The following is a 24,931-nucleotide window of genomic DNA, read 5'->3' on the forward strand; positions in this document are numbered from 1 at the left end:
CTCAAAGCGATGAGCTGGGGGAAGGTTTAAGCATGGCGAGTACTCATTCAGATCGCATGATTGTCGGGCTTGATATCGGCACATCGAAAGTGGTCGCGATAGTGGGCGCAATCAACGATGAAGGCGTGCTGGAAATCGTCGGTATCGGATCGCATCCCTCTCGCGGCATGAAAAAAGGCGTGGTGGTCAATATCGAATCGACCGTGCAGTCCATTCAGCGCGCGATAGAAGAGGCTGAGTTGATGGCCGGCTGCCAGATTCATAGCGTGTATGTGGGAATCGCGGGCAGCCACATTCGCAGCCTGAACTCACACGGCATTGTCGCCATCCGCGACCGCGAAGTGTTTCCGCTGGATCTTGAGCGCGTCATTGACGCGGCCCAAGCGGTAGCGATTCCGGCGGATCAGAAAGTGCTGCATATCCTGCCGCAGGAATATGTGGTCGATGATCAGGAAGGTATTCGCGAGCCGCTCGGCATGTCCGGTGTTCGGCTCGAAGCCAAGGTTCACCTGGTGACCTGTGCGGTAAACGCGGTACAGAACATTGAAAAATGCATCCGTCGCTGTGGGCTGGAAGTGGAAGACGTCATTCTGGAGCAGCTGGCGTCCAGTTACGCGGTGCTGACTGAAGACGAGAAGGAGCTGGGGGTGTGCATGGTGGATATCGGTGGCGGCACCACTGATATCGCCATCTTCACCGAGGGGGCCATTAAACATACCGGCGTGATTCCCATCGCCGGGGATCAGGTTACCAACGATATTGCGATGGCGTTGCGAACGCCGACCCAGTATGCCGAGGAAATCAAGATCAAGTACGCCTGCGCACTGACCCAGCTTGCCGGCGAAGATGAAACCATCAAGGTGCCGAGCGTCGGTGAACGACCACCGCGCGATCTGTCGCGTCAGCAGTTGGCGGCGGTGGTAGAACCCCGTTACGACGAGCTCTTTACCCTGGTGCAGGCAGAGTTGCGCCGCAGTGGTTACGAAGATCTGGTGGCTGCAGGGATTGTGCTGACTGGCGGTACCTCAAAGATGGAAGGTGTTATTGAGCTGGCCGAGGAAATTTTTCATATGCCGGTACGGCTCGGGGTACCCCAGGATATCAGTGGTTTGACGGACATTGTTCGCAACCCGATTTATTCAACCAGTGTTGGTTTGCTGCAGTACGGCTTCAAGCAAACCAACAGTGATGTAAGCCGAAAACGGAAACGCTCGTCCGTGAGTTTTGTCGAGCGTCTTAAACAGTGGATACAAAGTAATTTTTAAGTTTAGTAACCGGGTGTGGCAACACGCCCAATCGCTAAAAAAGGGAGAAAGACCATGTTTGAACTCGTAGATAACGTACCGCAAAGTGCAGTTATTAAAGTCATCGGTGTTGGTGGTGGTGGCGGCAATGCTGTTAAACACATGATATCCAATCAGGTGGAAGGGGTGGATTTCATCTGCGCTAACACCGACGCACAGGCGCTGACAGACATCTGTTCGCGCACCGTGCTGCAGTTGGGCAACAATATCACCAAAGGTTTGGGTGCGGGTGCGAATCCGGAAGTTGGCCGCAAGGCGGCAATGGAAGATCGCGACCGGATCCATGAAGCACTGGAAGGTGCCGATATGGTATTCATCACCGCCGGCATGGGCGGTGGAACGGGTACCGGTGGTGCGCCGGTGGTGGCGGAAGTTGCGCGCGAACTCGGCATTCTGACGGTCGCGGTTGTGACCAAGCCATTCCCCTTTGAAGGTCGCAAGCGAATGGAAGTAGCCGAGCAGGGTATGCGCGAGCTGCGTGAGCATGTCGATTCGCTGATCACTGTGCCCAACGAAAAGCTGTTGAGTGTTTTGGGCAAGAGCACCAGTCTGTTGGACGCCTTCAAAGCGGCCAACGATGTCTTGCTGAATGCGGTGCAGGGGATTGCCGACCTGATCATTCGCCCCGGTATGATCAACGTCGACTTTGCTGACGTGCGCACGGTAATGTCCGAGATGGGTATGGCCATGATGGGCTCGGGTGTCGCCAGCGGTGAAAATCGTGCGATCGAAGCAGCCGAAGCGGCCATTCGCAGCCCGCTGCTGGAAGATGTCAACATTCAGGGCGCTCGCGGCATTCTGGTGAACATCACCGCGGGGCTCGACCTGTCGCTGGGTGAGTTCTCGGATGTGGGTGATACCGTCAAGGAATTTGCCTCCGACCAGGCCACTGTGGTGGTGGGTACGGTCATCGACCCTGAGATGCACGACGAGCTGCGGGTGACAGTCGTTGCTACCGGTCTCGATGGCGGTCCTGATATCCCCTTGAAAGTAGTGGAGAATAAGTCAGCCGAACCCAAAACGGCCAGCGACTATCGCCAGCTTGATCGACCGACGGTAATGCGCCAGAATGCCGCCCATCGGGAGCAGCAGGCGATTGCCGCCGCGGTCGAAGATCGGGATATGGAGTATCTGGATATTCCGGCTTTTCTCCGCCGTCAGGCAGATTGAGAAGGGCGTGATTGATCACAATTTGGCCAACTGACGTTTGGTGAATGGCGTTAGCTCTGTTAACATGCGCAAGCTGGCGCATTATGCGAGAAAATTGCTGGAATAATGATTAGACAACGAACTTTGAGAAACACGATTCGCGCCACGGGCGTGGGTCTGCACACGGGTGAAAAGGTGTATCTCACCCTGAAGCCGGCCCCGGTGGACAACGGCATTGTGTTTCGCCGTACGGATCTGAACCCCGTTGTTGAAATTCCAGCGCGCGCCGAGAACGTTGGCGACACGACCCTGTCCTCTACTCTGGTAAAGGATGATGTCCGCGTCTCCACGGTCGAACACCTCCTGTCAGCTATGGCCGGATTGGGTATCGATAATGCCTATGTCGAGCTCAGTGCGGCAGAAGTGCCTATCATGGATGGTAGTGCAGGCCCCTTTGTTTTTCTGATTCAGTCCGCTGGTATCGAAGAGCAGAATGCGCCGAAGAAATTCATCCGCATAAAGAAAGAGATCACGGTTAAAGAAGGCGATAAAGTAGCCAGTTTCCTCCCTTTTGATGGCTTCAAAGTCTCCTTCACCATTAACTTTGATCACCCGGTGTTCCGTGATCGGAAACCGAAAGCTGAGCTCGACTTTTCAAGCACCTCCTTTGTCAAAGAAGTCAGCCGTGCACGCACCTTTGGTTTCATGCATGAAATCGAATACCTGCGTTCCAAGGGGCTGGCCCAGGGCGGTAGTGTCGACAACGCCATCGTGGTCGACGAGTACCGCATCCTGAATGAGGACGGCCTGCGTTACGACGACGAGTTCGTCAAACACAAAGTGCTCGATGCGATTGGTGATCTTTATCTGCTCGGATACAGCCTGATTGGTGAGTTTCGGGCCTACAAATCTGGTCACGGATTGAACAATGCCTCGCTCCGTGCCTTGATTGCTCAGGAAGATGCCTGGGAGATGGTTACCTTCGACGATATTGCCGATGCCCCCATTTCCTATATGAACCCCGTCGCCGCCATCGGCTAATTTCCCTCTTGCCTTATCAGGCGTGGAAATCACCGCTCGTCTATGCGATATTGGCGCACTTGCCAAGGCAGCGCTACGCGCTGTCGACAGTGGCCGATTAACTCTCGGTTTTTGGATTGGGCGCGCGATTCGGGCGAAGTTCCGATCCAGTCCTTTCTGGAACCATTTCACGATTACCTGAAGGCGTAACAAGCGAAGTCATCAATGATTGCTGGTGTATTCAAGAAAATATTTGGTAGTAAGAATGACCGCGAACTCAAGCGCATGGGGAAGCTGGTAAGCCAGATTAACCAGCTTGAGGACGAATACACTGGGCTGGACGATTCGGCCCTGCAGGCTAAAACGCCCGAGTTCAAGCAGCGTCTTGAACAGGGTGAGGCGCTTGATGCGATTCTCCCGGAGGCCTTTGCCGCTGCCCGCGAAGCCAGTCGGCGGGTCATGGGTATGCGTCACTTTGATGTGCAGCTAATCGGTGGTATCACCTTGCACGAAGGGCGTATTGCCGAAATGAAAACCGGTGAGGGCAAAACCCTGGTGGCGACCCTGCCAGTCTATCTGAATGCACTGACTGGAAAGGGTGTCTTCGTTGTTACGGTCAACGACTACCTGGCCCGCCGCGATGCCGAGTGGATGCGTCCGCTCTATGAATTCCTGGGCTTGACGGTTGGTGTTGTCGAGTCGCGGCAGGACTCCGAAAAAAAACGCGCCGCTTACCAGGCCGATATCACCTACGGTACCAATAACGAGTTCGGCTTTGATTACCTGCGCGATAACATGGCCTTCTCCCTTGAGGAACGCTATCAGCGCGGGCTGAATTTCGCCATCGTCGACGAAGTCGACTCCATTCTGATCGATGAAGCGCGCACGCCGCTGATTATTTCCGGTCAGGCTGAAGACAGCTCGCGCCTGTACAAACGCATCAATCAGTTCATACCGAGTCTGGTACCAGTACCGGAAGACGACAGCGAGGGCGAAGGCCATTTCACCATTGATGAAAAGTCCCGTCAGGTAGAGCTGACCGAGGCGGGTCATGAGCTGGTTGAAGAGCTGATGTTGAAAGACGGATTGCTCGAAGAGGGCGACAGTCTGTATTCGGCCGGCAACCTGAACCTGCTTCATCACGTGTATTCCGCGCTGCGCGCCCACATCCTCTATCACCGCGATGTCGAATACATTATTCAGGACGGGCAGGTGGTACTGATTGATGAGCACACCGGTCGCACCATGCCGGGCCGGCGCCTGTCTGAGGGTTTGCATCAGGCAATCGAGGCCAAGGAGAACGTCAATATTCAGGCGGAAAGCCAGACTCTGGCCTCCACCACTTTCCAGAATTACTTCCGCCTGTTCGACAAACTGGCGGGTATGACCGGTACCGCCGACACCGAGGCGTTTGAGTTTCAGCAGATTTACGGTCTGGATGTGGTGGTGATCCCCACCAACCGGCCCAGTCAGCGCCGGGATCTGAACGATCTGGTATTTCTCACTAAAGATGAAAAATACGACGCGATTGTTGAAGAAGTTAAGGAGATCACCGAGCAGGGCGCCCCGGTCCTGGTAGGTACCGCCTCAATCGAAACCTCAGAGGAAATGTCGCGCCGCTTCAAGGCCGCCGGCGTAGCGCACAATGTGCTCAACGCCAAATTTCACGAGCGTGAAGCGGAAATTATTATTCAGGCCGGTCGCCCCGGTGTGGTGACGATCGCCACCAATATGGCGGGCCGGGGTACAGATATCGTATTGGGCGGTAATGTCGAGGCGGAAATCAAGGAGCTGGATAACCCAGCTGAAGCCGATGTGGCGCGCATGCGCAACGAGTGGGAGGTGCGCCATCGTCAGGTAATAGAAGCGGGTGGTCTGCATATTATCGGTACCGAGCGTCACGAATCTCGGCGTATCGATAATCAGCTGCGCGGCCGGGCCGGGCGCCAGGGCGATCCGGGTATGTCCCGTTTTTATCTGTCGCTTGAAGACAACCTGATGCGCATTTTCGCCTCAGACCGGGTTCGCAACATCATGCAGGCGCTGGGTCTGGAGAAAGGCGAAGCCATTGAGCATCGCATGGTCTCCAACGCGATTGAGAAAGCGCAGCGCAAGGTTGAAGGCCGCAACTTTGATATCCGCAAGCAGTTGCTGGAGTACGACGACGTTGCCAATGATCAGCGCCGCATCATTTACCAGCAGCGCGATGAGCTGCTGAACGAAGACGATATTTCACCGATGCTGGATGCCATCCGCGAGGATGTTGTGAACAGCGTAATCGACGAATATATTCCGCCGCAGAGTATCGAGGAGCAATGGGATATTCCCGGCCTGGAAAAACGCATGGAAGCTGATTTTTCGGTCGCGGTACCTGTTCAGCAGTGGCTGGATGAAGACAACTCGCTGCACGAGGAAAGCCTGCGCGAAAAACTGGTCGCTGCGGTGACTGACGCTTATCGCGAAAAATGCGCCACCATCGGCGCGGATATGCGAAGGGTAGAGCGTCATATCATGTTGCAGGTGCTGGACACACTCTGGAAAGAACACCTGGCCACCATGGATCATCTGCGCGCCGGTATCCATCTGCGCTCCTATGCTCAGAAGAACCCGAAACAGGAATACAAGCGCGAAGCGTTCGAGTTGTTCCAGTCGATGCTGGAGTCCCTCAAGCACGAGGTGATCCGTTTTCTGTCGCATATCCAGATTCAGAGAAATGACGAAGTTGAAGAGCTGGAGCGGGAACGTCGCGAAGCCGCTGCCCGTCAGGCGATGGAGTTTCAGCACGCCGAGTCTTCGGCGCTGGACGAGTCAGCCGACGAAGCCGGCAAGGCTGCTGGCGACGGCGCTGCACCCTTTGTACGTGAAGATCGCAAAGTGGGGCGCAACGAACCCTGTCCCTGCGGTTCGGGTAAAAAATACAAACATTGTCACGGTCGACTGGGTAGCTGAGTCATGGCGGTAGGAAGTGACGCACTGCCCGAATTGCATGCCATAGCCGGTGTGCGTATTGCGATTGGCAGTGCCGGTATCAAAAAGCCCGGCCGCAAGGACCTGGTACTTTTTGAGTTGGCCGAAGGCAGCGCAACGGCTGCTGTTTTTACGCAAAACCGCTTTTGCGCCGCCCCGGTGCGGGTGGCCAAAGAGCATCTGGCGAGCATCCCTCCGCGTTATCTGCTAATCAACACCGGCAACGCCAATGCGGGCACCGGTGAGCGCGGAATGCAGGCGGCCCGTCGCAGCTGCGAGGCTTTGGCTGAGGTAGCAGGCTGCAAGCCCGGCGAAGTGCTGCCCTTTTCTACGGGGGTTATAGGCGAGACCCTGCCGCTGGCCAAGATTGAAGCGGCCCTGCCCAGCCTGCCAGGGCTGCTCGGCGAGGGGAACTGGCTGGACGCGGCAAAAGGCATTATGACCACAGACACCCGGCCCAAAGCCTATTCGGTGAAAGTGCCAGGTACGCCCTATACCGTGACCGGAATTTCGAAAGGTGCGGGCATGATCAGGCCTAATATGGCGACCATGCTGGGCTTTGTCGCCACCGACGCGCCGGTCTCAGCGCCCCTTCTGCAGCGTATGCTGAGTGACATTGCAGAGCGGTCTTTCAATCGCATTACCGTGGACGGTGATACCTCGACCAACGATGCCTGTGTTCTGGTTGCAACCGGTAAGGCCGGCGGCGAGCTGATTGATTCAGAATCCGACGCTCACTATCGCGCTTTGCAAGCGGCGTTGCAGGAAACCTTTGTCGCGCTGGCGCAGGCCATCGTGCGCGATGGGGAAGGCGCTACCAAGTTCGTGTCAGTGGTGGTTGAAGGCGGAGCAAACAAGCCGGAGTGCCTGAAAGCGGCCTTTACGGTTGCCGAATCGCCGCTGGTGAAAACGGCCCTGTTTGCCAGCGACCCCAATTGGGGGCGCATTCTGGCGGCGCTCGGTCGCGCTGGTATCGATGATCTGGACGTCGACAAGGTCAGTGTATCCATCAACGACGTGATTGTCGCTGAGGCCGGAGGGCTGGCCGAATCCTATACCGAGGCGGCCGGACAGTCAGCCATGGCCCCGGAAGAACTCACTATTCGCATCAATCTGGCTCGGGGTGAAGCCGTCGAAACCGTCTGGACCACAGATTTCTCCCACGATTATGTCTCCATCAACGCATCCTATCGCAGCTGAGCTTCGTCGCGTTCACGTCGCGGCGGGCGTTATCCTGCGCGACCGACAGGTGCTGATCGCGCGGCGCCATCAGCAGGCCCATCAGGGCGGGCTCTGGGAATTTCCCGGCGGCAAGTTGGAAGACGGTGAGTCTGTAGCTGAGGCTCTGAGCCGTGAGCTCCAGGAGGAAATCGGTATTACCGTCGAAGCCGCTGAGCCGCTGCTGCAGATTTCCCACGACTACAGCGACAAGCAGGTCTTGCTCGATTTCTGGACGGTTTCAGCTTTCTCGGGTGAACCGGCCGGGCGCGAGGGGCAATCCTTGGAGTGGTGCAAGCTGGAGCGCTTGCGCGAACGGGAATTCCCAGCTGCGAATGTTCCGGTCGTAGACCGTCTACTCGAACTTTTCGAGATCCTCTGAAAAGATATCACTTACCTGGCTGTCTCCAGGAATATGGCGCTCGCCGTGTGCCCAGGCAATAAAATCCAGGTTCTTGCATTGCTCAGAACAGAAGGGCCGGTAAGGGTTATCCGGGTTCCATTGAGATTTTTCGCCGCATTGCGGGCATTTGATTTCAGGCATGATCAGTGGCCAGGCTCAGGTAGCGTTGATGAAGCAGGTCTACCTCCTGTTCGAGGTATTTTAGGTCGCGATCGTTGCAGATCACGTCGTCGGCCATCGCCAGGCGCTGTTCGCGCGATGCCTGTGAGGCCATAATCCGCTCGACCTGATCGCGGGGGTTATTGTCGCGATGTATGGTGCGCTCAATCTGTAGATCTTCGGGTACGTCTATTACCAGCAGGCGCTGACAGAGAACCTTCTGTCCGGATTCTACCAGAAGCGGCGACACGAACAGTACATAGGGACTGTTGGCGGCTTCCAGTTGGCGCAGGGTCTCATTGGCAATCAAGGGATGCAGCAGGCCTTCCAGCCAGGCCTTTTCATCCGGGCTGGAAAATATCTTCTGCCGCAGGACGGCTCTGTCCAGGGAGCCGTCGTCCAGGAGAATACTTTTGCCATGACGATGCTCAATGGCCTGTAAGGCCTCACTGCCCGGCTCTACCACCTCCCGTGAAATGACATCTGCATCAACAGCGGTAATGCCGAGCTGTTCAAAGCGTCGCGAAGCGGCTGATTTGCCGCTGCCAATGCCGCCGGTCAGGCCTACCACAAACATCAGCGCAGCCCGGCAAATTGCAAGTAGCTGTCAACAATCCACTCGCCCCAGAGCAGGGTAATCAGACCCGCGCCGGCCAGATAGGGGCCGAAGGGTATGGTTTTGTTGCGCTCGGACTTGGTTATCGCGAGATAGATAGAGCCAACGATGGCGCCGACCAGTGAGGACAGAATGACGATAACCGGCAGCTGCTGCCAGCCAAGCCAGGCACCCAGGGCTGCCAGTAATTTAAAATCACCATAGCCCATGCCGTCCTTGCCGGTGATCAACTTAAACAGCCAGTAGACGGACCACAGAATCAGGTAGCCGGCTGCGGCGCCCCAGACGGCGTCCTCCAGTGATACCGGGCTGAGCGACAGCGCGCTTAACAGCAGGCCCGCCCACATTAACGGGAGGGTAAGCTGATCGGGAAGCAGTTGGTGGTCAAAGTCGATAAAGGTGAGGATCAGCAGCGTCCAGCAAAAGGCGGCAGTTGCAAAACCGTAGGGCCCTAGGCCGAAAAGATAGAGGCAGAGCACACCGAGCAGTGCTGTGGCCAGTTCAATAACCGGATAGCGAAGGCTGATGCCTGTTTTGCAGTTGGCGCAGCGACCGCGCAATAGCAGATAGCTAAGAATCGGGATGTTCTGCCAGGCTTTAATGGGTGCTTTGCAGCTGGGGCAGTGGGAATTGGGAATAGCGATATTGAACTTGCTGTCCGTTTTACCGTCGCCAGGCGTTTCCAGCAGGAGCTCGCATTCCCGGCGCCAAGCCGACTCCATCATCAGTGGCAGGCGGTAAATGACCACATTAAAAAAACTGCCGAAAACAGCAAAAACCAGAAAACTGACGACGTAGGTCAGCAGCACATCGTCAGGCATTATTAGACAGCGGCCCCCATGGCAAAGATTGGCAGGTACATGGCGATCATCAGGCCGCCGACCAGTATACCGAGAACTGACATGATCATCGGTTCCAGCAGCGCAGTCAAACCGTCTACCGCATTATCCACTTCGGCTTCGTAGTAGGTTGCGACTTTGTCGAGCATGGTATCCAAGGCACCGGACTCCTCGCCGATAGATACCATCTGCAGCAGCATACTCGGGAACAGGCCGGTCATCTTTATCGACATATACAGGCTTTGACCGGAGGTCACATCCAGTCGAATGCGATCGATGGCGCGCTTGTAAACGGCATTGCCCGCGGCGCCACTGACCGACTGCAGTGCGTCTACCAGCGGAACACCCGCAGCAAACGTGGTAGCGAGTGTGCGCGAGAAGCGTGCCACCACCGCGTTGTTAACGATATCGCCCACGACTGGCGCTTTCAGGGCAAAAGCGTCCACCTGATCAGAAAATTTCTTGGAGCGCTGCCGCGCCTCTTTGAAACTGAAAGCAGTGCCCACAATGATGCCCAGACAGATAAACCAGTTGGCTTGCATCCATTCTGACATGCCAACCACCAGCTGGGTGAATGCGGGCAGCTCGGAGCCGAAGCTCTCAAAAGTAGATGCGAACTGGGGAACTACCTTGACCAGCAGGATGCCGGTGACGATGACCGCTACGCAGATTACAGCAATGGGGTAGTTCATCGCTTTTTTAATCTTTGCCTTGAGGGCCTCGGACTTTTCCTTGTAGGTGGCGACCCGATCGAGCATGGTTTCCAGCGTACCGGACTGTTCACCGGAATCCACCAGGTTGCAGAACAGGTCGTCGAAATATTTCGGGTGTTTGGTGAGCGACTTTGCAAAGCCGCCACCGGAGGCGACGTCGTTTTTGATTTCGTTGATCAGCTCGCGCAGGGTCGGATTGTCTGCGCCTTCGGCGACAATTTCAAAGCTCTGAATCAGCGGGACACCTGCCTTCATCATGGTGGCCATCTGCCGCGTAAAAATGGCGATGTCCTGCGGTGTAATCTTCTTTCTGTTTTCAAACAGGGGCTTGGGTTTTTTCTTGACACTTTTGGCGGTAATGCCCTGCTTGCGTAACTGAACCTTGACGATGGTTGGACTGGCCGCCGTGACCTCGCCTTTGGTTTTGTTACCCTTGCGATCCACGCCTTGCCAGACGTAGGTAACATTATTCTTGGAGGCTGCTGCTGTCGTGGCCATTGTTTAATCCTTGGTGACGCGATTGACTTCTTCCAGGCTGATGATGCCTGTGGCGCATTTCTTGAGGGCAGATTGACGCAGGCTGTTAAACCCGTGTTTTTGTTGTTGTGCCGCTATCTGCAAGGAATTGCCGTCCTCCATGATAATTTGAGCGATCTCCGGTGTAATGCGAACTACTTCATAAATACCGGTACGCCCCTTATATCCATTGTTACAACGAGAGCAGCCGACCGGTTTATTGAAGGTGCCGGTGGCAATCTGTTCCTCAGTAAAGCCCGCCTCTGCCAGTGCCTCGGCGGGAATCTCGGATGGTACGGTGCACTCGCTACACAGACGGCGGGCGAGCCGTTGGGCAATAATCAGGCTGACTGACGTGGCGATATTAAATGAAGGGACGCCCATGTTGCGCAGGCGGGTAAGCGTCTCAGCCGCGCTGTTCGTGTGCAGAGTGGATAGCACCAGGTGACCGGTTTGCGCCGCTTTTACGGCAATTTCGGCAGTTTCCAGGTCTCGTATCTCACCGACCATAACGATGTCAGGATCCTGGCGCAGGAATGAGCGCAGCGCGGTGGCAAAATCGAGCCCCACCTTGGCATTGACCGCCACCTGATTGATGCCTTCCAGGTTGATTTCCACCGGGTCTTCGGCAGTGGAGATGTTGGTTTCCGGTGTATTGAGAATATTCAGACCGGTATAGAGCGATACCGTTTTACCCGAACCCGTTGGGCCGGTGACCAGGATCATACCCTGGGGCTGACTTAAGGCGTCGAGGTACATTTCCTTCTGATCAGGGTCGTAGCCGAGCGCATCGATACCCATTTGCGCCGAAGAGGGGTCGAGAATACGCAGTACAATTTTCTCGCCCCACAGAGTTGGCAGGGTGTTGACCCGGAAATCGATGGAGCGATTTTTGGACAGCTTCATCTTGATGCGGCCGTCCTGGGGAATCCTTCGCTCGGAAATGTCCATTTCCGACATGATTTTCAGTCGCGCAGAGAGTTGTCCGGAGATCGACTTTGGTGGCTTGGCCACCTCGTGCAGAATGCCATCAGTACGAAAACGCACCCGATAGGTTTTTTCATAGGGTTCGAAGTGAATATCCGAGGAGCCGCCGCGGATGGCATCCAGCAGGACTTTGTTGACGAAGCGTACCACCGGAGCGTCGTCGCCTTCCTGGGAGACATCGTTGCCATTGTCGCCGTCCTGGTCGACTGCTTCGACTTCCAGTGCATCGAGGCTTTCATCATCCAGGTCACCAAAGCCGGAGCCGAGAGGCTCTTCTTCGGATTCTATAAATTTGGTGACCTGCTCGTGTAGCCGCTCTTCCTCTACGACTATGGGCTCTACCGAGAGGTTAGTGTGAAACTTCAACTCGTCCAGGGCGCGCAGGTTGGTGGGGTCAGACACGGCAACAAACAGGCGTTTGCCCCGCTTCAGCAATGGCAGAACCTTGTGTTTGCTGAGCAGCTTGACGTCGACAATGTCCCGGGGGATATGGGTCAGATCAAAAGCGGTCAAATCCAGTAAGGGAAAGCCAAATTCTTCGGCGGTCGCTTTGGCCACCAGAATGCTTTCGACCAGTTCCTTGCTTGTAAGGTATTTGGCCAGGCTGACTTTTTCTTCCTGGGCAGCCGCAGCGGCGTCGAGAGCCTTTTCCTCGGAAAGAATGCCGTCGGCGACAAGCCGTCGCGCCAGGCTGTTCAGGGAAGCTTTCTGCATGGTTACTGCCATAGTTGCGTCTACCTAGCTTAGTATAGCTGCATCAGCGTGAGGGCCCGAGGTCGTTTGCTCTGTTTATGGCAACCACGGCACATATGCTGCTGCTTGGAACCAACCGCATAGACTGGCGGTCAATAGTTTGTCGGTCGCCAGAGTTTCAATCATTTTTCCTTTTAAATCAAGGTGATTGCTGCGCCAGTTAAAGTTGGGAGCATTGACCCACACGGCGCCTTGCGCGACGCTGGGCTCGCTTGCTTGCACAAAGCAGGCCGGGCAGCTGCGAGCGGAACCTCTGATGGGGCTAAAAGGCAGTTGTGTCAGTGCTTTGCATGGGTAAAGTGCTTGGCATCCGGGCCCATGGCTCAGTATGATGCCACGCATAACGCGATAAAAGGATCTGCTTGTGAACGGAAAAATCATTCTTGCCATTCTGGTAGCAATTTCAGGGGCTGTCGGTTACGTCTTCTATACGTCGTCGCAGTCGGAGTGGAATGAGGTCAGCGAGCCCGAGCCTGTCGTCGAGCCGGTGGCGCCCAAAGCTGAACCCGAGCCGGAGCCGCCCAAGTCGGAACCCAAGCCCGAGCCGGTAGAGAAGCCCGAGCCGGTTGCTGAGGAGCCTGAACCGGTGGAAGTGGCTGAAGAGGAGCCCGTTGCGCCCGAACCCGACCTGGTGCAGGCGCCCGACTCGCTGGCAGGCAGCGATGCCACGGTAAAGCAGGCAGTCACGGACCTGGCGCAAAAAATGGTTCGCTGGTTGACGCCGGCGGAACAGATTCGCAAGTGGGTGCTGACGGTTGACCTGTTGGCCAGTGACAAGATTCCCTACAAGCATACGCCGGTCAAATACGAGAAGGACCCCTTTCTGGTACTGCCTACCGGCGACAAGACCTATGTGGCAGACAGCGGCAACTATTCACGCTGGAATGAGATTGTTGCGGTAGTTTCTGAAATTCCGGTACAGGACGCAGCCCGCTATTATCGCGAGTGGTCTCCGCTGCTGGAAAAAGCCTACGACGAGCTGGGCAAGCAGGGCAGTTTCCACGAGCGATTTATGGTGGCTCTGGCCAAGATGCGCGCAGTGAGCGAACCGCCAGTGGGCGCTACCTTGGTGCGACCTCATATTTTTTATCAGTATGCAGACCCTGAACTGGAGGCGGCGTCTCCCTTGACCAAATGGATGTGGCGTCTAGGCCCGGACAATATGCTGGAGCTGCAGGACTTTGCCCGCAATCTGAGTGCTGAACTCAAATATCGATGAGGGTAGAATAGCGCGGGGGCTTAAAATGCCCGCGCTCACACTGACAAACAAACTCTCATTGCGAAGTAAAGAGAACGATTCATGGATACCTCTCGAACCCTTCTGGAAAACAACAAAAACTGGGCTGCAGCCATCAAGGCTGAAGACCCAACCTTCTTTGAACAGCTTTCTGCCCAGCAGTCTCCTGAATACCTGTGGATTGGTTGCTCCGACAGCCGCGTTCCGGCGAACCAGATTGTCGGCAAAATGCCGGGCGAAGTGTTTGTGCACCGCAATATTGCCAATGTGGTGATTCATACCGACCTGAATTGCCAGTCGGTCATTCAATACGCGGTTGAAGTGCTGAAGGTGAAGCACGTGATTGTGTGCGGTCACTACGGCTGTGGCGGCGTCATGGCGGCCATGGGCAGCTCACAGTTCGGCTTGATCGACAACTGGCTGCGCAATATCAAAGATGTGTATCGCCGCCATGAGCAGGAACTGCTCGCCGTTGAGGATGAGGCAGAGCGTGTTAACAAGCTGTGCGAGTACAATGTGCTTGCCCAGCTTGAAAACGTCTGTCACACAACGACCATCCAGAACGCCTGGGCCCGCGGTCAGGAGTTGTATGTGCACGGCTGGATTTACAGTATCAAGGATGGTCTGATTCGCGATCTGCGTTCAACCGTTTCCGGCCCCGGTCAGCTGTCTGATGTGTATCAGGTAGAGTGCCAAAACGGCTAGGCCCTGCCGCTTGACCCCGTCACCCGTATGGGTGGCGAGCTCCCCCCGATGACCCCATTACAATCAGCCTTTTGCAAAGAGGCTGGTTGTAATGGCTGTTACCCCCGTTGATCTTACCAACAAGAAAATCCTGATAACCGGCCCGACTGGCCAGGTTGCGCGGCCGGTTGTTGAGGCTTTGGCAAAACAGGCTCAGGTGACCGCGCTGGCGCGCTTCAGTGACGAGGCGCAGAGAGCCGAGCTGGAAGCGCTGGGTGTTGCCACGGTCAAAGCCGATCTGGCAGACCGAAATTCCCTTGCAGACTGTCCGAAGGATTTCGACTACGTGCTCAATTTTGCCGTGGTTAAAAGCGGTGATTTTGACTACGACCTGAAGGCGAACGCGGAAGGAGTCGGCAATCTGATGAGCCATTGCGCCGGGGTGAAAGCCTTTCTGCATTTCTCCTCTACCGCAGTTTATGAGTATGCCGGTCATGAGCCGCGCAAGGAATCAGATCCGCTGGGTGACAATCACCGGGTGATGTTTCCTACCTACAGTATCTGCAAGATTGCGGCAGAGACGGTCTGCCGTTTCGTGGCGCATCAACAGGGTATCCCCACGACCATTGCGCGTCTGAGCGTACCTTATGGTGACAACGGTGGGTGGCCATTTTTCCATTTGCTGATGATGAAAGAGGGGATGCCCATCGATGTGCATCCGGAGCAGCCCAATACCTATAATCTGCTCCATGCGCAGGACTATATCGCCAAGATTCCCTACCTGCTCGCGGCTGCCACGCCTGAGGTGACAACCACCAATTTCGGCGGTTCACAGGCGGTCAGCATTGAAGAGTGGTGTGCCTACCTGTCTGAGCTCAGTGGTTTTGAGCCGGTATTCAACCCCAATCCGAAGGCCTTTGGCGCCTTGCAGATAGATACCACGCGGATGCACGAGCTGATCGGCGAAACCTCAGTTGATTGGCGAGAGGGTGTTCGTTCGATGATTCAGGCGCTGGCACCAGACCTGATTAAATCCTGACGGGGGAAGGGAATAAGGCGCGCCGCAGGGGCGCGCCCGACGGGCTGATCAGGCTTTTGCTTTGGCGGCAGCCTTTTTCTTGGCGGGAGCCTTCTTCTTAGCAGGTGATTTCTTGGCAGCGGCTTTTTTCGCGGGGGCTTTCTTCTTGGCTGGAGCCTTTTTGGCAGTAGCCTTTTTCTTGGTCGGTGCTTTCTTGGCTGCAGCCTTTTTCTTGGCAGGGGCTTTCTTCTTCCCTGAGGCTGTTTTCCTGCGAGCAGCCAAGCGAGCTTTGCCGACCGCGATCGCTCGGTTGTACTCGGTTTTCACCGCGTCGAAATCTTCTTTGGTCAGTGACAGCACCGCGCGAGCGTCCTGCTCCAGATCCTTGGCTTTGTCGAGAGCGTCCTTGGCTTTGTTGATCTGCTGCTCCAAGCGGGAGTTGAACTCCTTCTTCGCTTTTGCCTGCAGTTCCTTAAGCCGTTTTTGCTCGTCGGAAATACGCTTGCGCGCCTTTTCAACTTGGGATTTAGCCTGATTTACCGCTTTTTCAGCGTCTTTGACCAGGTTGTTGCGCGCTGTTTCCAGCTTGCTTTCCAGGGCTTCTATTTCTTTTCTGATTGCAGCTATTGGGTCTGAGGATTTTCGAGTGGCCATCCGAAGCTTCCTTATTTGCGTTAAGTGACAGCGTTGCGGTGAATCATCGGATCACAAAGTGATCACTGCTGATTAGCCATACAATAGCAGAAACACAGAATTTGAACAGGATTTGATCAATCGGAAATGGGTAAAAATAAAAAAGCCCCGGTGCGTCAGCAGCGGGGCTTTGTGTTGAGCTGGGTTCTGGTCTAACCGTTTTCCAGTGCAGTGGTAATATCCACTACCGCTTTTTTACCGTCACCGAATACCATCAGTGTGTTATCCAGAGCAAACAGCGGGTTGGGCAGACCGGCAAAACCGGCACTCAGGCTGCGCTTGATAACGACGACGGTGCGGGCTTTGTCCACGTTCAGAATCGGCATGCCGTAGATAGGGCTGCCTTTATCTTCGCGCGCCATCGGGTTGGTTACATCATTTGCACCCAGAACGATCGCTACATCGCAGTCATCAAACTGCGGGTTGATGCGCTCCATCTCGACCAGTTTCTCGTAAGGTACTTCGGCTTCTGCCAGCAGTACGTTCATGTGGCCAGGCATACGGCCCGCAACCGGGTGAATCGCATAAAGCACCTCACCACCGTTGCGCTCGATAGCGTCAGCCAATTCACGCACGGCGTGTTGGGCTTGCGACAGGGCCATACCAAAACCGGGCACGATGATAACTTTCTGGGCAGTTTCCAGCAGCATACCCACTTCATCGGGGCTGGCGCTGGTGATCTTGCCTTCGTAGATTTCATCGCCGGCACCTTCGCCGCCGGTATCGGCTCCCATGCGACCAAACAGTACGTTGGGCAGCGAGCGGTTCATCGCCACACACATGATGTTGGTCAGGATCAGGCCTGAGGCGCCAACCAGCGAACCGGATACGATCAGTACCGTGTTGCCCATAACAAAACCGGCAAACGCAGCAGCAATACCGGAGTAGCTGTTCAGCAGGGCGATAACCACGGGCATGTCGGCGCCGCCAATCGGCAGTACCAGCGTCAGACCGAGGATCGCGGCCAGGCCAATGGCCAGCCAGAAGTACATGGCATTGCTCGGATCGATGGCCAGCATCACAGAGCTTGCCAGGGCGCCGATCAGCAGCAGACCGTTAAAGCCAGTCATGCCGGGGAAGCCGATGGGCTGGCCGGGCATGATTTCCTGCAGCTTGGCGAAGGCGATCAGTGAACCGGTGACGGTCAGTGAGCCGATGATGACAGTCAGGGCGATGGTGATCAGCGTGATGGTACCCAGAGCGCCTGCGGCAAATCCAGCGCCGCCGACAGTCTGCAGGTAGCTGGCTGCGGCCAGACCGAGTGAGGCGCCGCCGCCAAAGCCGTTCAGTACAGCAACAAGCTGGGGCATCGCAGTCATCTGAACTTTCTTGGCCAGCACGGCACCGATGCCGCCGCCCAGCAAGGCGCCTGCGATGATCAGATCGAAGCTGACAATGCTGTTATCCAGCAGCGTAACCGCGACCGCCACAAACATACCGGTGGCCGACAGCATATTGCCGCGCACTGCAGTTTTCGGGCGGGTCAGCCCTTTAATACCCAGAATAAACAGGATCGCTGCTGCCAGGTAGGCGAGGTTCATCCCTATATCCAGCATGGTTTAATCCTTCCTCTTGAACATGGCGAGCATTCGGTTGGTGACCATATAGCCGCCAACCACGTTGATGGATGCGAGTACCACCGCGACAAAGCCGAGCCAGCGGGCGATTTCACCGCCATCGGCATTACCGGCCGCCAGAATGGCGCCGACCAGGGCGATACCTGAAATGGCGTTGGTGCCCGACATCAGCGGGGTGTGCAGTGTGGGTGGAACCTTGGTGATCAGCTCCACGCCGAGCATGAGGGCGAGCACAAACAGGCTCACCTGCATAATCAGAATTTCCATGCTTACTCTCCTGTTTTCTCTTCGGCTTCTTCTTGGGGAGTGCCCAGCTGCATGGCCGGAAGCCCGAGAATGTTGCGGATCATCGCGTGAGTGACCTCGCCGTTGTGGGTAACCACGGTGCCGGCAACCACTTCGTCGTCAAAGTCGAACTCGAGTACGCCTTCGTCGTTCAGCAGCAGGTTCAGCAGGGTAGTGAGGTTGTTGCCGAACATCTGGCTAGCGTGGAAGGGGTGACGGGCCGGCAGGTTGAGCGGGCCGGAGATGATCACGCCATCGACGTTAATGGTTTCGCCCGCCTTGGTGGCGGCGCAGTTACCGCCGCGCTCGGCAGCGATATCGACAATCACGGTGCCGGGCTGCACGGATTTCAGCATCTCTTCCGTGATCAATACGGGCGAGCGGCGACCGGGAACGGCGGCAGTGGTGATAATGATGTCCTGCTCGGCCAGCACTTTGGCCAGCGCGGCTTGCTGCTGAGCCAGTTGCTCGGCAGTCTGCTCTTTGGCGTAACCGCCGGTGTCTTCTGACTCGTCGGTTTCCAGCTCCAGGTCAACCGGCTTGGCGCCAACAGAGAGGATCTGGTCGCGGGCTGCCGGGCGAATATCGTAAGCCGATACTACAGCGCCCAGGCGCTTGGCGGTGGCACAGGCCTGCAGGCCGGCAACGCCGGCGCCGAGAACCAGTACCTTGGCGGCTTTCAGGGTGCCCGCTGCGGTCATCATCATCGGGAAGATGCGCGGCGCCAGTGAGGCACCGTGCAGTACCGCGTGGTATCCGCCGATGGTCGCCATCGAAGACAGCACATCCATGCTCTGGGCGCGGCTGATTCGGGGTACCATCTCAAGACCGAGGGAAGTTACGCCGGTTTCAGCAATTTTGGCGGCGGTTTCAGATTCGCCGAGCGGATCCAGCATACCGGCGATGATCTGACCTTTGCGCAGACGCGCAAGGTGAGCATCGCGCACACTGGGGTCGGGGCTGACTGGCTGAATGCCGAGAACCACTTGCGAGCGCTCGAAAATCGCGTCGGTAGACTCAACGATTTCCGCGCCGGCGGCCTTGAAATCCTCGTCACTGATACCAGCGGCCAGTCCGGCTCCGGTCTCTACGAGGCAAGTCTGGCCTTTTTCAACCAGGGTTTTGATATTCGGGGGTGTGAGCGCTACACGGGTTTCTCCGGCGGCGTGCTCACGGCACAATCCAATTATCACACCAAGCTCCTTTATTTGCTGCTTGCGGGATGCCGCAGTAACGTTGGAAACAGGTTACCGCTGGCGTAGAGGGGGAGGGACTACTGCCCGAGATATATGCCGAAAACTCCCCCCCAGGAATCAGGCATAGCGCGCGCAGTATACGTTCTTACATTTTATTCAGGCAATTAATGGTGGTTATAATACCCATCAATTCTTGTGATGGGTTTGCACCTGCCGAAAATGACGCCGTATTGTGCCTAAATTCGTCGGCAGCGTCACATTTTTTTCTAGGCTAAACGAAGTAGGTAGATAGGAGGTATTTCATGTCAGACCGTGATACAGCGATTGAAGCGGCGGTTTTCAGGCGCCTGCTGGCGCATCTCGATGAGCGCAAAGACGTTCAAAACATAGATCTGATGAATCTGGCGGGCTTCTGCCGCAACTGTCTTTCCAAGTGGTATGTGGCTGCTGCGGAAGAGGAGGGGCAGAGCATCGACTACGAGGCCGCTCGTGAGCGGGTATACGGTATGCCCTACAGTGAGTGGAAGACGAAATATCAGAAAGAGGCCTCTGCCGAGCAGCTGGCCAAGTTCAATCAGACCCAATAACGTCGAAGTGCGGGCTGCGGCCTAGTTTTGGGAATTTTCCCACTCACGCCGCGATATCCCCAAGTGCCATTGTCATACCCTGAAAGCTTTCACGTAAAAAAGAGGGTGTGATATGAAAACCGGGATAGCCAGTGTAGTTTCGATGCTGTTGCTGACTCTGCCTCTGGCGGGCTGCAACGGCGACGGGAGTGGCTCCCCCAGTGCGCCTGCCACGGGCGAAGCCAGCCTTGCCATAACCGATGCCCCGGCAGATAACGTCAGTCGGGTGAGGGTCACCTTCGATCGTATCGAGCTCAAACCCAAAGAGGGTTCAAAAGTTAGCATTGAGCTCGATCCGGCGGTAACCATAGAGAATCTGCTTGATCTGACGGGCAGCAATGCCGAACCTCTGCTGGGCGTTACTACCCTGCCGGCGGGTGATTACAATTATGTGCGTCTTTTTGTGCAAGGAGGCTCGCCTAATTCTGAGGTAGAGGAAGATACAGGCGGCGTTTTCGATTTGCTGGTTCCCGGTCAGCAGGCAGGGGCTGACAACCGGTTCCTGCAGCTGGTATCCGGCTTTACCGTTCCCGCCGGTGGTCGGGCCGATTTCACGATCGACGTCGACCTGCGCAAGGCGCTCACCAAGCCCAGTGGCCAGAGCCATTACCTGCTGCGGCCGGCGCTGCGCATTGTGAACAATGTTGAGGTGGGCACGATTGCGGGGACCGTTGATCCAGCCCTGTTCAATGACGCGAGCTGCACCAATGACCTAGCTGCGGATGAGGGCGTGGCGATCTATCTCTATGAGCGCGATGCCGTGGGTTTTGGTGATGTCTATGTCAACAGTGCGGGAGAGTGCCAGCACTGCAATGAGGGCTCCGAAACCGAGACGTCACCGCTGACCACCGCCAATGTTACTCAGGATACCCAGGCTGGGAACTACACCTATGAGATTGGATTTGTGGAGGCAGGTGAATACAGCATCGCGTTGACCTGTCAGTCACGCGACGATGACCCCGCGCTCGACGATAACATCAGCTTTCTGCAAAGCGCCGGGCTGACAGTCGTGGCGAAACAGACCACCGAAGTAAATTTTACCGCAGCGCCCTGAGGCTTTTTCGCGCGGTGCTAGCAGGCCGCTGGCACCGCGTTCAAGCGCCTAGATGGCCCCGTTGGGGATAAAACGGTTCGTGGTATTTTCGCGAATCCACAGCAGGTCTTCTTTCGTCAGGCGGTCACCGCGTTGTCTCAGCAGTTTGTTGGCCCAGATGGCCGGCGACTGGTCCCCGACTTCGCAGCCGGGTATCAGCATTTCTGCGCGAACAAAAAAACGCAACAGGGCCTTTAGCTGCTCGCTGTTGTAATGCTCCAGAGCAAGCAGCCACTTTTCCTTGGGTAACTGCAGTTGGCTGGCCAGGTTTGCTTGCTGATCCGGGTTCAATATCTGAGCCAGCTCTTCCAGTCTTCCTTCCATGCTGGTAGTCAAGCCTGCTTCCAGCAACGTCGTATCGATCTCTGCGTCAGGGTTGGTGGGCGTCCAGTTGCCAATACTCATGTGTGTTCTCGTCTTCAAGTCAATGATTTGTCAGGCTATGCTGTAAGCCGAAGCCACCATGCTGTGCTATTTTAGCCTTCAGAAGCAAACCCTAAGGTCGGGTCTGTGGTACGTGTTCGATGTCAGATGGAGAATAGGATGAGTGAAGTGGATCCCGTAATGCTGGTTGACTACGGCCCTTTGAAAGCCTTGATTGGTGTGTGGGAAGGGGATCAGGGGATGGATATTTCGCCTGAGCCGGCCGACACGGAAGAAAACCCCTACTACGAAACCATTATCTTTGAGGCGGCCGGGGATGTTACCAACGCCGAATCCCAAAAACTGGCCATCCTGCGCTATCACCAGGTGGTTAAACGGAAAAAGAACGATCAGGTTTTTCACGACCAGATTGGCTACTGGACCTGGGACAAGGCCGACAACACGATCTCGTTTTCACTCGCTATCCCGCGGGCGGTCACGGTGCTCGCCGGTGGCACCTGGCAGGAGGGCAGTGACAGCTTGAGCGTTAAAGCCAGCGCTGATGGTGCTGACTGGGGGATTGCTCAATCACCCTTCATGCTGGAAAAAGCCAAAACCACTGCCTTTGAAATGGATGTGACGGTCAAAGGCGACAGCCTGCACTACAAGCAAACCACCTTTCTCAGCATTTACGGGCGCGAGTTTCCGCACACCGATGAAAACACGCTCAAGCGTGTGGGTTGAATCTGATTTCTGCCCGGCTTTTGCCGGGCACTCACTGCCATAACGGTTACTTATGTCTCAAGCTCCCTGTGTATGGGTTGATGCAGATGCCTGCCCAAAAGTAGTTCGCGAAATCCTGTTGCGCGCAGCCCAGCGCACCGGCATTCAATTGACCTTCGTTGCCAATCAAGCCGTGCCGGTACCGCCAGCGCCTAATATTAAGGCTGTGCAGGTGCCGTCCGGCTTTGATATTGCCGACAATGAGATTGTGCGTCGGGCTTCTGCAGGGGATCTGGTTATCACCGGAGATATCCCGCTAGCGGCAGAAGTGATGGAAAAGGGCGCAGAAGCATTGAACCCTCGCGGTGAACTGTACACGGAAAACACCATTCGCCAGCGCCTGAACATGCGAGATTTTATGGATACCCTGCGCGCCAGCGGCGTGCAAGGCGGTGGTCCACCTCCCCTGGGGCAGCGCGAGCGCCAGCAGTTTGCCAATGCACTGGATCGGTATCTGGCAAAAGCCGGGTTGGATTAAAAATTGCGTCGACGCATTATTTTGGGGCTATTCTCCTTTGTTGTTTTCCCGCGGCGTGAACCTATTTCGAACGAGGTTCTGAACTCTTTCAGTGCAGAACGGTGCTCGCTGGTCTTGGCGTTGTGCTACCCAATGCGGTGCGGAGCAGAAGGTTTTTCTGCGTGCAAGTAAAATAAACTCACGCAATTCATAGGGTTAAACGCTGCGGTCACGGGCGTGGTCGCAAGTTGGCAAGCAAATTGCTGACGGCTAGAAGTAACTAAGCAGCCGACCGAGCCATGAACCCGAGCGTACCCGAACCACCCAGCAACTCACCGATTATTGTGATTGGCAGTGGGCCCGTTGGTGTAGCGTTCGTACAGAAACTTAAAGCTCGGTTGCCCGCCGTTCGCATTAAGTTGTTTGGTGCCGAAGAAGCGCCAGCCTATGACCGAATTCGGCTATCTGAACTACTGGCCGGGAAATCCTCTCTTGCCTCCTTGTCACAGGGCATATCCCTGGATGATGTAGAGTGCTTTTTTCACTGTGCGATTGTCAGTATTGATCCCGAGTCCCGTCACGTTGTCGATCAGAACAACCAGATTCACCCTTATTCACGCCTGATCATTGCAACCGGTTCGCGGCCTTATCGGCCCTCGATCCCCGGTGTCGATCTCAAGCGTGTATATACCTTCCGCGATCTGCGCGATACCGAACACCTGGTGGCACGTCGCGCCGCCAGCCAGCATACGGTTGTGGTGGGCGGTGGCTTGTTAGGACTGGAAGCGGCGGCTGCCATGGCGCGGCTGAATACGCGTGTCAGTGTGGTGCAGCAGGCGAGCCACTTGATGAATCGACAGCTGGATGAGCGAGCGGCGAGCTTGTTGGAAGCGTCCCTGCGCGAACGGGTTTCCGAGGTGTACACGGGGAGTGGTGTGCGGGAAATACTGCCTGCGTCGCAATCTGCGCATGCCGTTGGCGGAGTCGTCTTGCGCAATGCCAATGTGATTGCCTGTGACACGGTGATTATCGCGGCCGGCATCGAGCCTAATACCGAGCTGGCAAAGGCCAGTGGTATAGCGGTTGGCAGAGGCATCAAGGTGAATACTCGCCTTGAGACCAACGTCGCAGGCATTTACGCCATCGGTGAATGTGCCGAGTTCGCGGGTCAGCTCTACGGATTGGTTGCCCCAGGGATAGAGCAGGCGGGGGTGCTGGCCGCGGCAATCGCCGGTCAGGAAGTTGCCTATCTGGGATCACTGAGTGCGTCCAAGCTTAAGGTTGCCGGTGAGTCTGTTTTCAGCGCCGGTGAGATCCACAGTGACGAAACCACACTGCCATTGCAGTCCGTCGAATACTATGACCCCGAAAAATTACTTTATCGCAAGCTGCTGGTCAGTCGCGGGCAATTAGTCGGTGCGCTGGGCTATGGGGAGTGGGAAGAGACACCGCGCCTGCAGAGCGCCATAAGCGAGCAACGTCGGGTATTTTTCTGGCAGCTTTGGCGTTTCCAGAAGACGGGCAGTTTATGGCCTCAGCTTGAGCAAACCGAGGTTGCATCCTGGCCTGCGAGTGCGCGGGTCTGTAATTGTCGCGGTGTTACGCGTGGTGAATTAAGCCGGGCAATACAGGGTGGTTGTCAAACCGTTACTGAAATTACTCAGGCAACCGGCGCTGCAGGTGTGTGCGGCAGTTGTGAGCCCTTGTTGCAAAACCTGCTGGGCGAGCCGGAACGGTCGTCCTTTTCGAGTGGCTCCACCGCACTGGCTTTATTGGCTGCACTGGCGAGTGTATTGCTGGTCGGCTTTGTACAAATCGATATGCAGCCCAGCCCCTCCATTCAATCCCTGCCCTGGTGGGAGCGACTCTGGTCTCATTCCGACTATAAGCAGTACACGGGCTTTACCCTGCTGGGTCTGCTGGCGCTGGGTTTACTGGTTTCATTAAAAAAGCGTCTGTTACCGGACAAACTGCGGGGCCACTTTTCTTACTGGCGCTTGTGGCATGTATTCAGCGGTGTAACCGCGCTGCTGCTACTTGGCCTGCATACGGGGTTCGAGCTCGGCGACAATTTGAATCGTTGGCTGATCTTGAATTTTCTGGCGCTGAGCGCGCTGGGTGCTGTGGTGGGTCTGGTGGCCTCTTTTGAAGGAAAGCTCCCCGCCCGCTTGGGTAAACAGGCGCGGCACTGGAGCCAATGGGCACATCTGCTGGTGTCCTGGCCACTGCCTGCGCTGCTCTCTTTTCATATTCTTTCGGTGTATTACTTTTGAAG

The 24,931-nt window shown here is 56.0% G+C and carries 23 protein-coding genes and 1 pseudogene; 14 read left to right on the top strand and 10 right to left on the bottom strand.

The features are described from left to right. Window positions 1–32: 32 nt before the first annotated feature. From ftsA to mutT, 6 genes and pseudogenes are all read left to right on the top strand, one after another. Window positions 33–1,265: a cell division protein FtsA gene (ftsA, locus tag ABY734_RS09240; RefSeq protein WP_372778709.1), complete on the top strand. Its 1,233-nt coding sequence runs from the start codon at window positions 33–35 to the stop codon at window positions 1,263–1,265. 54 nt (window positions 1,266–1,319) lie between these two features. Then, on the top strand, window positions 1,320–2,474 hold the full coding sequence (gene ftsZ, locus ABY734_RS09245) for a cell division protein FtsZ (RefSeq protein WP_372778710.1): 1,155 nt from the start codon (window positions 1,320–1,322) through the stop codon (window positions 2,472–2,474). A gap of 105 nt (window positions 2,475–2,579) precedes the next feature. Then, entirely contained in the window at window positions 2,580–3,494 is a 915-nt protein-coding gene (gene lpxC / locus ABY734_RS09250) for a UDP-3-O-acyl-N-acetylglucosamine deacetylase (RefSeq protein WP_372778711.1), read from the top strand. Between the two features lie 204 nt (window positions 3,495–3,698). Then, window positions 3,699–6,422 carry a preprotein translocase subunit SecA gene (secA, locus tag ABY734_RS09255; protein WP_372778712.1) on the top strand — a complete coding sequence of 908 codons (2,724 nt, stop codon included), beginning with the start codon at window positions 3,699–3,701 and terminating at the stop codon, window positions 6,420–6,422. 3 nt (window positions 6,423–6,425) lie between these two features. Beyond that, window positions 6,426–7,640: a bifunctional glutamate N-acetyltransferase/amino-acid acetyltransferase ArgJ gene (argJ, locus tag ABY734_RS09260; protein WP_372778713.1), complete on the top strand. Its 1,215-nt coding sequence runs from the start codon at window positions 6,426–6,428 to the stop codon at window positions 7,638–7,640. Next, window positions 7,609–8,007 (top strand): annotated as a pseudogene (gene mutT, locus ABY734_RS09265) (8-oxo-dGTP diphosphatase MutT); the annotation flags it as partial. The gene argJ and the pseudogene mutT, both read left to right, overlap by 32 nt. A gap of 6 nt (window positions 8,008–8,013) precedes the next feature. Here mutT and ABY734_RS09270 read toward each other — a convergent pair. From ABY734_RS09270 to pilB, 5 genes are read right to left on the bottom strand one after another with little or no spacing between them, the layout of a single operon-like run. Further along, complete coding sequence (locus ABY734_RS09270) at window positions 8,014–8,202, bottom strand: DNA gyrase inhibitor YacG (RefSeq protein WP_372778714.1); 189 nt, start codon at window positions 8,200–8,202, stop codon at window positions 8,014–8,016. Beyond that, window positions 8,195–8,800 (bottom strand): dephospho-CoA kinase, encoded by a 606-nt coding sequence (gene coaE, locus ABY734_RS09275; protein ID WP_372778843.1) that lies wholly within the window; start codon window positions 8,798–8,800, stop codon window positions 8,195–8,197. The genes ABY734_RS09270 and coaE overlap by 8 nt, the downstream gene beginning before the upstream one ends. Next, window positions 8,797–9,657 (bottom strand): A24 family peptidase, encoded by an 861-nt coding sequence (locus ABY734_RS09280; RefSeq protein WP_372778715.1) that lies wholly within the window; start codon window positions 9,655–9,657, stop codon window positions 8,797–8,799. The genes coaE and ABY734_RS09280 overlap by 4 nt, the downstream gene beginning before the upstream one ends. A gap of 2 nt (window positions 9,658–9,659) precedes the next feature. Next, window positions 9,660–10,886 carry a type II secretion system F family protein gene (locus ABY734_RS09285; RefSeq protein ID WP_372778716.1) on the bottom strand — a complete coding sequence of 409 codons (1,227 nt, stop codon included), beginning with the start codon at window positions 10,884–10,886 and terminating at the stop codon, window positions 9,660–9,662. 3 nt (window positions 10,887–10,889) lie between these two features. After that, entirely contained in the window at window positions 10,890–12,605 is a 1,716-nt protein-coding gene (gene pilB, locus ABY734_RS09290; RefSeq protein WP_372778717.1) for a type IV-A pilus assembly ATPase PilB, read from the bottom strand. Between the two features lie 403 nt (window positions 12,606–13,008). Here pilB and ABY734_RS09295 point away from each other — a divergent pair, with 403 nt between their 5' ends. From ABY734_RS09295 to ABY734_RS09305, 3 genes are all read left to right on the top strand, one after another. Further along, window positions 13,009–13,863 (top strand): DUF3014 domain-containing protein, encoded by an 855-nt coding sequence (locus ABY734_RS09295; RefSeq protein ID WP_372778718.1) that lies wholly within the window; start codon window positions 13,009–13,011, stop codon window positions 13,861–13,863. An 81-nt stretch (window positions 13,864–13,944) separates the two neighbouring features. After that, the gene (can, locus tag ABY734_RS09300) at window positions 13,945–14,586 is read left to right on the top strand and encodes a carbonate dehydratase (protein ID WP_372778719.1); all 642 of its coding nucleotides are present in this window, start codon (window positions 13,945–13,947) and stop codon (window positions 14,584–14,586) included. A 91-nt stretch (window positions 14,587–14,677) separates the two neighbouring features. Next, entirely contained in the window at window positions 14,678–15,604 is a 927-nt protein-coding gene (locus tag ABY734_RS09305) for an NAD-dependent epimerase/dehydratase family protein (RefSeq protein WP_372778720.1), read from the top strand. Window positions 15,605–15,652: 48 nt separating this feature from the next. Here the strand turns inward: ABY734_RS09305 and ABY734_RS09310 are convergent, their stop codons facing one another. The 4 genes from ABY734_RS09310 to ABY734_RS09325 all read right to left on the bottom strand — a co-directional run bounded on the left by ABY734_RS09310 (window position 15,653) and on the right by ABY734_RS09325 (window position 19,331). Then, a complete protein-coding gene (locus ABY734_RS09310) occupies window positions 15,653–16,237 on the bottom strand; it encodes a hypothetical protein (protein ID WP_372778721.1) in 585 nt (194 codons plus the stop codon). Between the two features lie 191 nt (window positions 16,238–16,428). Next, a complete protein-coding gene (locus tag ABY734_RS09315; RefSeq protein WP_372778722.1) occupies window positions 16,429–17,832 on the bottom strand; it encodes an NAD(P)(+) transhydrogenase (Re/Si-specific) subunit beta in 1,404 nt (467 codons plus the stop codon). Window positions 17,833–17,835: 3 nt separating this feature from the next. Beyond that, on the bottom strand, window positions 17,836–18,120 hold the full coding sequence (locus tag ABY734_RS09320) for an NAD(P) transhydrogenase subunit alpha (RefSeq protein WP_372778723.1): 285 nt from the start codon (window positions 18,118–18,120) through the stop codon (window positions 17,836–17,838). A gap of 2 nt (window positions 18,121–18,122) precedes the next feature. After that, complete coding sequence (locus tag ABY734_RS09325; protein ID WP_372778724.1) at window positions 18,123–19,331, bottom strand: NAD(P) transhydrogenase subunit alpha; 1,209 nt, start codon at window positions 19,329–19,331, stop codon at window positions 18,123–18,125. 305 nt (window positions 19,332–19,636) lie between these two features. Here ABY734_RS09325 and ABY734_RS09330 point away from each other — a divergent pair, with 305 nt between their 5' ends. After that, a complete protein-coding gene (locus ABY734_RS09330; RefSeq protein WP_372778725.1) occupies window positions 19,637–19,921 on the top strand; it encodes a DUF1244 domain-containing protein in 285 nt (94 codons plus the stop codon). Between the two features lie 112 nt (window positions 19,922–20,033). After that, window positions 20,034–21,014: a DUF4382 domain-containing protein gene (locus ABY734_RS09335; protein ID WP_372778726.1), complete on the top strand. Its 981-nt coding sequence runs from the start codon at window positions 20,034–20,036 to the stop codon at window positions 21,012–21,014. A 48-nt stretch (window positions 21,015–21,062) separates the two neighbouring features. Here ABY734_RS09335 and ABY734_RS09340 read toward each other — a convergent pair whose 3' ends face one another. After that, the gene (locus ABY734_RS09340; RefSeq protein ID WP_372778727.1) at window positions 21,063–21,458 is read right to left on the bottom strand and encodes a hypothetical protein; all 396 of its coding nucleotides are present in this window, start codon (window positions 21,456–21,458) and stop codon (window positions 21,063–21,065) included. Between the two features lie 138 nt (window positions 21,459–21,596). On the opposite strand from ABY734_RS09340, the gene ABY734_RS09345 reads away from it, so the two are divergent. The 3 genes from ABY734_RS09345 (at window position 21,597) to ABY734_RS09355 (ending at window position 24,929) form a co-directional block, all read left to right on the top strand. After that, window positions 21,597–22,160, top strand: coding sequence for a heme-binding beta-barrel domain-containing protein (locus ABY734_RS09345; RefSeq protein ID WP_372778728.1), 564 nt, complete (start codon window positions 21,597–21,599; stop codon window positions 22,158–22,160). A 52-nt stretch (window positions 22,161–22,212) separates the two neighbouring features. Next, window positions 22,213–22,677 (top strand): YaiI/YqxD family protein, encoded by a 465-nt coding sequence (locus tag ABY734_RS09350; RefSeq protein WP_372778729.1) that lies wholly within the window; start codon window positions 22,213–22,215, stop codon window positions 22,675–22,677. 278 nt (window positions 22,678–22,955) lie between these two features. Then, window positions 22,956–24,929, top strand: a complete 1,974-nt coding sequence (locus ABY734_RS09355) for an FAD-dependent oxidoreductase (RefSeq protein ID WP_372778730.1) — start codon at window positions 22,956–22,958, stop codon at window positions 24,927–24,929. The last annotated feature ends 2 nt before the right edge of the window (window positions 24,930–24,931 follow it).

This window comes from Litorivivens sp., from assembly GCF_041624475.1.
Taxonomy (GTDB): Bacteria; Pseudomonadota; Gammaproteobacteria; order Pseudomonadales; family Spongiibacteraceae; genus Litorivivens.

What these genes read in the sequence shown, in the direction of transcription:
- ftsA (WP_372778709.1), top strand. Translation starts at nt 33, where the DNA reads ATGGCGAGTACTCATTCAGATCGCATGATTGTCGGGCTTGATATCGGC.
- ftsZ (WP_372778710.1), top strand. Translation starts at nt 1,320, where the DNA reads ATGTTTGAACTCGTAGATAACGTACCGCAAAGTGCAGTTATTAAAGTC.
- lpxC (WP_372778711.1), top strand. Translation starts at nt 2,580, where the DNA reads ATGATTAGACAACGAACTTTGAGAAACACGATTCGCGCCACGGGCGTG.
- secA (WP_372778712.1), top strand. Translation starts at nt 3,699, where the DNA reads ATGATTGCTGGTGTATTCAAGAAAATATTTGGTAGTAAGAATGACCGC.
- argJ (WP_372778713.1), top strand. Translation starts at nt 6,426, where the DNA reads ATGGCGGTAGGAAGTGACGCACTGCCCGAATTGCATGCCATAGCCGGT.
- ABY734_RS09270 (WP_372778714.1), bottom strand. Translation starts at nt 8,202, where the DNA reads ATGCCTGAAATCAAATGCCCGCAATGCGGCGAAAAATCTCAATGGAAC.
- ABY734_RS09280 (WP_372778715.1), bottom strand. Translation starts at nt 9,657, where the DNA reads ATGCCTGACGATGTGCTGCTGACCTACGTCGTCAGTTTTCTGGTTTTT.
- ABY734_RS09285 (WP_372778716.1), bottom strand. Translation starts at nt 10,886, where the DNA reads ATGGCCACGACAGCAGCAGCCTCCAAGAATAATGTTACCTACGTCTGG.
- pilB (WP_372778717.1), bottom strand. Translation starts at nt 12,605, where the DNA reads ATGCAGAAAGCTTCCCTGAACAGCCTGGCGCGACGGCTTGTCGCCGAC.
- can (WP_372778719.1), top strand. Translation starts at nt 13,945, where the DNA reads ATGGATACCTCTCGAACCCTTCTGGAAAACAACAAAAACTGGGCTGCA.
- ABY734_RS09305 (WP_372778720.1), top strand. Translation starts at nt 14,678, where the DNA reads ATGGCTGTTACCCCCGTTGATCTTACCAACAAGAAAATCCTGATAACC.
- ABY734_RS09310 (WP_372778721.1), bottom strand. Translation starts at nt 16,237, where the DNA reads ATGGCCACTCGAAAATCCTCAGACCCAATAGCTGCAATCAGAAAAGAA.
- ABY734_RS09315 (WP_372778722.1), bottom strand. Translation starts at nt 17,832, where the DNA reads ATGCTGGATATAGGGATGAACCTCGCCTACCTGGCAGCAGCGATCCTG.
- ABY734_RS09320 (WP_372778723.1), bottom strand. Translation starts at nt 18,120, where the DNA reads ATGGAAATTCTGATTATGCAGGTGAGCCTGTTTGTGCTCGCCCTCATG.
- ABY734_RS09330 (WP_372778725.1), top strand. Translation starts at nt 19,637, where the DNA reads ATGTCAGACCGTGATACAGCGATTGAAGCGGCGGTTTTCAGGCGCCTG.
- ABY734_RS09335 (WP_372778726.1), top strand. Translation starts at nt 20,034, where the DNA reads ATGAAAACCGGGATAGCCAGTGTAGTTTCGATGCTGTTGCTGACTCTG.
- ABY734_RS09340 (WP_372778727.1), bottom strand. Translation starts at nt 21,458, where the DNA reads ATGAGTATTGGCAACTGGACGCCCACCAACCCTGACGCAGAGATCGAT.
- ABY734_RS09345 (WP_372778728.1), top strand. Translation starts at nt 21,597, where the DNA reads ATGAGTGAAGTGGATCCCGTAATGCTGGTTGACTACGGCCCTTTGAAA.
- ABY734_RS09350 (WP_372778729.1), top strand. Translation starts at nt 22,213, where the DNA reads ATGTCTCAAGCTCCCTGTGTATGGGTTGATGCAGATGCCTGCCCAAAA.
- ABY734_RS09355 (WP_372778730.1), top strand. Translation starts at nt 22,956, where the DNA reads ATGAACCCGAGCGTACCCGAACCACCCAGCAACTCACCGATTATTGTG.